The sequence below is a fragment of the Aureimonas sp. AU4 genome, assembly GCF_001463765.1.
GTDB lineage: Bacteria > Pseudomonadota > Alphaproteobacteria > Rhizobiales > Rhizobiaceae > Aureimonas.
On sequence record NZ_BBWK01000042.1, the window covers coordinates 67438 to 73742 of the forward strand.

At 72.2% G+C, this 6305-nt stretch carries 9 protein-coding genes; 8 read left to right on the forward strand and 1 reads right to left on the reverse strand.

All coding sequences use genetic code 11. From position 1 onward, the window contains the following. The first annotated feature begins 82 nt into the window (after nt 1–82). From AUL35_RS13260 to AUL35_RS13295, 8 genes are all read left to right on the forward strand, one after another. The gene (locus tag AUL35_RS13260; RefSeq protein ID WP_062015525.1) at nt 83–895 is read left to right on the forward strand and encodes a ferredoxin--NADP reductase; all 813 of its coding nucleotides are present in this window, start codon (nt 83–85) and stop codon (nt 893–895) included. Nucleotides 896–902: 7 nt separating this feature from the next. Continuing rightward, the gene (locus AUL35_RS13265) at nt 903–1745 is read left to right on the forward strand and encodes an alpha/beta hydrolase (RefSeq protein WP_062015527.1); all 843 of its coding nucleotides are present in this window, start codon (nt 903–905) and stop codon (nt 1743–1745) included. Nucleotides 1746–1783: 38 nt separating this feature from the next. Then, nucleotides 1784–2032 (forward strand): Lrp/AsnC ligand binding domain-containing protein, encoded by a 249-nt coding sequence (locus tag AUL35_RS13270; protein ID WP_062015528.1) that lies wholly within the window; start codon nt 1784–1786, stop codon nt 2030–2032. Further along, the gene (kynU, locus tag AUL35_RS13275; RefSeq protein ID WP_244493769.1) at nt 2025–3290 is read left to right on the forward strand and encodes a kynureninase; all 1266 of its coding nucleotides are present in this window, start codon (nt 2025–2027) and stop codon (nt 3288–3290) included. The genes AUL35_RS13270 and kynU overlap by 8 nt, the downstream gene beginning before the upstream one ends. Continuing rightward, the gene (locus AUL35_RS13280; protein ID WP_062015531.1) at nt 3287–4153 is read left to right on the forward strand and encodes a dihydroneopterin aldolase; all 867 of its coding nucleotides are present in this window, start codon (nt 3287–3289) and stop codon (nt 4151–4153) included. Before kynU ends, AUL35_RS13280 begins: the two co-directional genes overlap by 4 nt. A 129-nt stretch (nt 4154–4282) precedes the next feature. Then, nucleotides 4283–4924, forward strand: coding sequence for an amino acid kinase (locus tag AUL35_RS13285; protein ID WP_062015533.1), 642 nt, complete (start codon nt 4283–4285; stop codon nt 4922–4924). A gap of 31 nt (nt 4925–4955) precedes the next feature. Continuing rightward, nucleotides 4956–5783 carry an urease accessory protein UreD gene (locus tag AUL35_RS13290; protein ID WP_062015535.1) on the forward strand — a complete coding sequence of 276 codons (828 nt, stop codon included), beginning with the start codon at nt 4956–4958 and terminating at the stop codon, nt 5781–5783. A gap of 26 nt (nt 5784–5809) precedes the next feature. Next, nucleotides 5810–6112 (forward strand): urease subunit gamma, encoded by a 303-nt coding sequence (locus AUL35_RS13295; protein WP_062015537.1) that lies wholly within the window; start codon nt 5810–5812, stop codon nt 6110–6112. Nucleotides 6113–6119: 7 nt separating this feature from the next. Here AUL35_RS13295 and AUL35_RS22610 read toward each other — a convergent pair. Then, the coding region (locus AUL35_RS22610; RefSeq protein ID WP_192847095.1) for a hypothetical protein at nt 6120–6305 on the reverse strand (186 nt) is incomplete at its 5' end.

Consider the following 6305-nt stretch of genomic DNA (forward strand, 5'->3'; position numbering starts at 1 on the left):
TTCTCACCCGAGCGCCGGCCGGTCGACCTCCCGCGACCGCAAGAGCCCGGCGCCCCGCCGATCACCCGTGAAGGTTTCCGCGATGTCCGTTTCCGCTGCCGCCGAGGCGCCGAGCTTTCCGATCCCCGCCAACGTCTTCGCCGAGACCGTGACCGAGGTGCAGCATTACACCGACACGCTGTTCCGCTTCCGCATGACCCGGCCCGCCAGCTTCCGCTTCCGCACGGGCGAGTTCGCGATGATCGGCCTGCCCAACGCCGAGAAGCCGGTGTTCCGCGCCTATTCCATCGCGAGCCCCGCCTGGGACGAGGAGCTGGAATTCTTCTCGATCAAGGTGCCGAACGGCCCGCTCACCGAGCACCTGCAGCGAATCCAGCCGGGCGACACGGTGCTGATGCGCAAGAAGCCGACCGGCACGCTGGTTCTCGACGCGCTCCTGCCGGGCAAGCGCCTCTACCTCTTCTCGACCGGCACGGGCATCGCGCCGTTCGCCGGCATCATCCGCGACCCCGAGACCTACGAGAAGTTCGAGGAGGTCGTCCTCACCCACACGACGCGTACCGAGGCCGAGCTCGCCTACGGGCGGGAGCTCGTGCAGGCGATCGAGACCGACGAGATCCTGTCGGAGATGGCCGCCGGCAAGCTGCGCTACCACGGCGCGGCGACGCGCGAGGGCAGCCCGCGCGGCGAGCGCATCACGACGCTGCTCGAGACCGGCCAGCTCTTTTCCGATCTCGGCCTGCCCCCCATCGACCCGGCCACCGACCGCGCCATGATCTGCGGCTCCATGGAGATGCTGCGCGACACGGCCGCCTTGTGCGAGCGTTTCGGCATGGAGGAGGGCGCCAACTCCAAGCCCGGCACCTATGTCGTGGAACGCGCCTTCGTGGATTGATCAGCCCATGACCCCGAGCCCCGTTGCCGACTTCGACGCCGCCTACGACAACTCCGCCGCGGTGCCGGGGTCGGAGACGTTCGCCCCGCGCTGGACGCGCGAGGCGGAGGCCTTCCGGCAGCGCCTTGCCGCGCGCGGCCGGGCGGAGCTCGGCGTCGCCTACGGTTCGCACGAGCGCCAGCGCCTCGACCTCTTTCGCCCCGAGGGCGAGCCGGCCGGGCTCGTGGTCTTCGTCCATGGCGGCTACTGGAAGGCGCTGGACCGTTCCTATTGGTCGCATCTGGCGCGTGGGAGCCTGGAGCGCGGTTTCGCGGTGGCCATGCCGAGCTATCGCCTCGCTCCCGAGGTGCGCCTGACCGCGATTGCCGAGGACGTGGCGGGCGCGGTCGCGCTCGCCGCGCGTCTTGCGCCGGAGGGACCCCTGCGCCTCGTCGGCCACTCGGCCGGCGGCCACCTCGTCGCCCGCATGGTCTCGGCCGGCTCGCCGCTCGACCCCGCGCTTCTCGCGCGCATCGACCGGGTCGTGCCCGTCAGCGGGCTGCACGACCTTCGTCCGATCCGCCGCACGCGCATGAACGACACGCTGCGCATCGACGCGGCGGAAGCGCTCGCCGAGAGCCCCGCGCTTCTCGAGCCCGCCTGGCAGGGGTCGCTCCATGCGGTGGTGGGGGCGGCCGAACTCCCCGAGCTTCGTCGCCAGACGGGCTTCCTGGTCTCGGCCTGGGCGGGCTTGGGCGCGCGGATCGAGGGCACGGAAATTCCCGCTCGACACCACTTCGACGTCGTCGAGGACCTCGCCGATCCCGCGTCCGCGCTCACGCGCCTTTTGACGCTGCCCGCGCCGCTCTGATAGCAACCCTTCCGTTCCCCGGGAGGCAGACACGCGCGATGCAGACCATCTACGTCCAGTTCAAGTGCCGGCCGGGCGCCGCCTACCGCGTGGCGGACCGGCTGGTGGAGGAGGTCGAGGAGATTTCCGAAGTGTATTCCACCTCCGGGCACTACGACCTCATCGCCAAGTTCTACCTCGATCCCGCGCGCGACATAGGCCATTTCGTGACCGAGCGGCTCCAGGTGCTGGACGGGGTGTCGGACACGTTCACGACGGTCGCCTTCAAGGCCTTCGGCCGTGGCTGACGCGCTGCCCCACGCCGCCGCCGGCCACTGGGACGCGCGGGCACGCGCGCTCGACGCCGCCGATCCGATCGCGTTCGCGCGCGAGCGCTTTCTCGTGCCGGACGGTCTCGTCTATCTCGACGGCAACTCGCTCGGCGCCCTGACCCATGCGAGCGCCGAGCGCGTCGCGCGCACGGTCACGCAGGAATGGGGCCGGGGCCTCATCGGCTCGTGGAACGCGGCCGGCTGGGTCGACCTGCCGGCGCGCGTTGCTGATCGCATCGCGGGACTGATCGGCGCGCCCGAGGGCAGCGTCGCGGTGGCCGACTCCACCTCCGTCAACCTCTTCAAGGTGCTCGCCGCCGCGCTCGCGCTCAGGCCCGAGCGGCGCGTCGTCGTCTCGCAGCGGCAGAACTTCCCGACCGATCTCTACATGGCGGAGGGGCTGGCGCAGCTCCTGGCGCAGGGGCACGAGCTGCGCCTCGTGGACGAGGGCGAGGATCCGGCGGGCGCGCTCTGCGAGCGCACCGCCGTCCTGATGCTGACCCATGTGGACTACCGCACCGGGGCGATCCACGACATGGCGGCGCTCACGCAAGCCGCCCATGCCGCGGGCGCGCTCACGATCTGGGACCTCGCCCATTCGGCGGGCGCGCTGGAACTGGAGATGGATCGCAGCGGCGCCGACTTCGCGGTCGGCTGCGGCTACAAGTTCCTGAACGGCGGACCCGGCGCGCCGGCCTTCCTGTTCGTGGCGCCGCGCCACCAGGCCGAGGCCCGCCAGCCCCTGTCGGGCTGGTTCGGCCATGCGGCGCCCTTCAGCTTCGAGCCAGGCTACCGGCCCTCGGACGGCATCCGCCGCTTCCAGGCGGGAACGCCCTCGGTGATCGCCCTGTCCTCGCTGGACGCTGCGCTCGATGCCTTCGAGGGCGTGACGATGGCGCAGATCCGCGAAAAGTCCGTCGCGCTCACCTCGTTCTTCGCGGAGGCGGTGGAGGCGCTGGTCGGTTCCGGGCTCGCGCTCGCCAGCCCGCGCGAGGAGCGGGCGCGGGCGAGCCAGGTGTCGTATCGCCATGACGCCGCCTATGCGCTCGCCCAGGCCCTGATCGAGCGCGGCATCGTCGGCGACTTCCGCGCGCCCGACATCCTGCGCTTCGGCTTCGCCCCGCTCTACAACCGCTTCGGCGAGGCGCTCGCCGCCGCGCGCGGCATCGCCGCCGTCCTGCGGGACGGGCACCATCTCGAGCCGCGCTTCCAGGTCCGGAACGCCGTCACGTGAGCGCCGTGCGCACCCGTCTCTGCATCCGGGTCTCGAGCCCCGACGCCGCGCGCCGGGCTCTGTCGGCCGGCGCCGACTACGTACTCGCGCCGCTGCGCCGCGAGCGCTCCTCGATCGGCGTTCCCGACCGGCTGGCGGAAGGGCGCGACGGGCCCGAGACGCTGCTGGCGGTCGCGGTCGACGAGAGCCTGCCGGGCGAGCCCCTGCGCGTCGCGCGCCTACGCGAGGCCACCGACGCGCTGGAAGACCTGTCGGGGTTTGCCGCCGTCCTGCTCGACCCCGACCGCGCGCTCCTGCGCAGCGTGAGCCTGGAAGCCCTGGCGCGCTTCCGGGCGCGATGCCACGAGGCCGGGCTCGAATGCTGGCTGGGCGGTGCGCTGGAGGCGCCCGACGTGCCGCGCCTCCTGGTGCTCGCCCCCGACGCGCTGGTCTTCGACGAGGAGGCCGACCCGGCGCCCCTGCGCGACCTCCTGACCCGGGAGGCCCCCGACGAGGCGGGGCCGACCGACCGCATCCTCGTGCGCGACCTCGTGCTGCCGCTGACGGTGGGGGCCTACGGCTTCGAGCAGGGGCGGACGCAGCGCGTGCGCTTCAACGTCGAGGCCGACGTCCTGCGGCCCAGGCGCCGGCCGCGCGAGATGGGCGACGTTTATTCCTACGATCTCATCCTCGATGCCGCGCGGCGCCTCGCGGAGCGGGGCCACACGGCGCTCGTGGAGACGCTGGCCGAGGAACTGGCCGAGGCCGTTCTCGCCGATCCGCGCGTACGGGCCGTCCGGATCGACGTGGAAAAGCTCGACCTCAGCCCCGGCGCCGTGGGCATCCGCATCCACCGGACGCGCGACGATCTTCTAATCGATTGAAATCACTCGTTTTTGCTGCATCGCCGCAAGGTGATCGCGGAACTTTGCATTCCGTCACAAACTTGTCCAAATAGAGCGTATCGCGCGACCCGTTCCTTCCCCGAGTCGCGCCGGAAAGGGCCAGACAGCATGGCGGGCAAACGCGTCCTCATCGTGAAGTTCGGCGGCTCCTCGATCGCCTCGGCGGATCTCGGCCGCTGGGTCGCGGCGATCGAGCGCGCGCGCGGTTCCCTCGTGATCGTGCCGGGCGGCGGACCCTTCGCCAAGGCCGTGCGCCAGTACCAGTCGCGTATGGGATACGGCGCGGAGGCCGCCCACCGCATGGCGCTGCTGGGCATGGAGCAGTTCGGCCACGCGCTGGTCAGTCTCGGCACCCGCCTTCGCCCCGCCTCGCCGCTGGAGGAGATCGCCCGGGTGCAGGAGGAGGGCCTCGTGCCGGTCTGGATGCCGACCGCAATGGCGCTCGGCGCCGCCGAGATCGTGGAGGGCTGGGACACCAACTCCGACACGCTCGCGGCCTGGCTCGCCGCGCAGATCCCAGGCGCCTCGCTCTGCCTCCTCAAGCAGATCGACGTGCCGCCGGGCACGGGCATCCACTCGGTGGTGGCCGCCGGCATGGTGCCGCCCGCCTTCGAGGAGCTTCTCGGCTGCGAGACCGAGGTGCATATCGCGGGTCCCTCGGACCTTGCGGTCGCGGGAAAGCGCCTCTCGGAAGGCGGCATTCCCGGTCGCGCGCTGCAGCGCTCGCGCTTCGTGGAAGCCGCCCAGTAAGAACGCCGCCGCCCCTTCGCCCGCCTCTGCCTTGCCCGAACTCCTGGACGAGCCACCCGCGCTCCCCGCCCTGCAGCGCGCGCGCGGCATGGTCGCCGTTCGCGTCGGCCCGGCCGGGCCCCATGGGGCGACCCGCATCCGGCGCCTGCATCAGGCGGGCTCGCTGAAGCTTCGCTTTCCGCGCGCCCGGGGTGTGCGTGCCGAGACCGTGCTCGTGAACACGGCCGGGGGCCTGGCCGGCGGCGATCGCCTCGCCCAACGCTTCGAGATCGAGCCCGGCGGAAACCTCGCCGTGACGACGCAGGCCGCCGAGCGCGTCTATCGCTCCCACGACGGCGCCGAGGCGCGTGTCGAGACGCGCATCGAGGTGGCGGACGGGGCGTGCGCGAGCTTCCTGCCGCAGGAAACGATCCTCTTCGACGGCGGTCGCCTCCATCGCCGGCTGGAGGTCGACTGCACCGCCTCGAGCCGGCTTCTCCTGTGCGAGAGCGTCGTCCTGGGTCGCTCGGAGTCGGGCGAGCGCGTGCGGGCCGGGCGCCTGCGGGACAGCTGGCGGGTGCGCTGCGCGGGACGCCTCGTCTTTGCCGAGGAGCTCGACCTCGGCGGCGACTGGGACGCGGTGGGCCGCGCCCCGATGCTGGGCGGCGCGCGCGCGCTCGCCACGCTCCTGTCGCGCGGCGAGGACATCGATCCGGCCCGCCTGCGCGACCTCGTCGGGCCGGACGGCGGCGTGAGCCTCGTCGACGGATCGCTCATCGTGCGGCTCCTGGCGGCCGATGGCTATGCGCTGCGCCGGCGCCTCGTCCCGCTGGTCGCCGCCCTTTCGCCGGACGGCGTTCCCGGATTATGGTCCCTGTAGACCCTGCCTTGCGGAGCCGACTGCCGATGAACCTGACCCCGCGCGAGAAGGACAAGCTGCTCGTCGCCATGGCCGCCAACGTGGCGCGCCGGCGCCTGGAGCGCGGCGTGAAGCTGAACCACCCCGAGACGATCGCGCTCATCACCGACTTCGTGGTGGAAGGCGCGCGCGACGGGCGCAGCGTGGCGGACCTGATGGAGGCGGGGGCCCATGTCGTGACCCGGGACCAGGTCATGGAAGGCATCGCGGAGATGATCCACGACATCCAGGTCGAGGCGACCTTTCCCGACGGCACCAAGCTCGTGACGGTTCACGAGCCCGTGCGGTGACGAGCCGTCAGCGCGCCTCGGTGGACGCCGAGGCCGACGCGACGAGGCCGGCGCCCGCCGGCGTCGGGCTGGCGAGGAAGCGGTAGCCGCCCGACGGGCGGGAATAATAGGCGGGGCCTTCCGTGCCGTTCATCGTGACCGTGCGGATCCGGAACGGCTCGGCCGTTCCCGCCGGCGCGGCGGTGACCAGGAC